Raw genomic sequence first — 1067 nt, forward strand, 5'->3', positions numbered from 1 at the left:
GGATGGGTAGGGGAGCGTCGTGTGCCGGGTGAAGCAGCCGCGGAAGCGAGTTGTGGACGGTTCACGAGTGAGAATGCAGGCATGAGTAGCGATACACACGTGAGAAACGTGTGCGCCGATTGACTAAGGGTTCCTGGGTCAAGCTGATCTGCCCAGGGTAAGTCGGGACCTAAGGCGAGGCCGACAGGCGTAGTCGATGGACAACCGGTTGATATTCCGGTACCCGCTTTGAAACGCCCAGTACTGAATCAGGCGATGCTAAGTCCGTGAAGCCGGCCTGATCTCTTCGGAGTTGAGGGTAGTGGTGGAGCCGACGAACCAGACTTGTATTAGGTAAGCGATGGGGTGACGCAGGAAGGTAGTCCAGCCCGGGCGGTGGTAGTCCCGGGGTAAGGGTGTAGGACGCACGGTAGGTAAATCCGTCGTGCATATAAGTCTGAGACCTGATGCCGAGCCGATTGTGGTGAAGTGGATGATCCTATGCTGTCGAGAAAAGCCTCTAGCGAGTTTCATGGCGGCCCGTACCCTAAACCGACTCAGGTGGTCAGGTAGAGAATACCGAGGCGTTCGGGTGAACTATGGTTAAGGAACTCGGCAAAATGCCCCCGTAACTTCGGGAGAAGGGGGGCCATCACTGGTGATCCGATTTACTCGGTGAGCTGGGGGTGGCCGCAGAGACCAGCGAGAAGCGACTGTTTACTAAAAACACAGGTCCGTGCGAAGCCGTAAGGCGATGTATACGGACTGACGCCTGCCCGGTGCTGGAACGTTAAGGGGACCGGTTAGCTGACTTTCGGGTTGGCGAAGCTGAGAACTTAAGCGCCAGTAAACGGCGGTGGTAACTATAACCATCCTAAGGTAGCGAAATTCCTTGTCGGGTAAGTTCCGACCTGCACGAATGGCGTAACGACTTCTCGACTGTCTCAACCATAGGCCCGGTGAAATTGCACTACGAGTAAAGATGCTCGTTTCGCGCAGCAGGACGGAAAGACCCCGGGACCTTTACTATAGTTTGATATTGGTGTTCGGTTCGGCTTGTGTAGGATAGGTGGGAGACTTTGAAGCGG

Annotated in this window: 1 rRNA gene; it reads left to right on the plus strand. The window is 55.5% G+C overall.

From position 1 onward, the window contains the following. A 23S ribosomal RNA gene (locus ACZ601_RS39125) occupies positions 1 to 1067 on the plus strand; the annotation flags it as partial.

This window comes from Streptomyces sp. NPDC104307, from assembly GCF_055584045.1.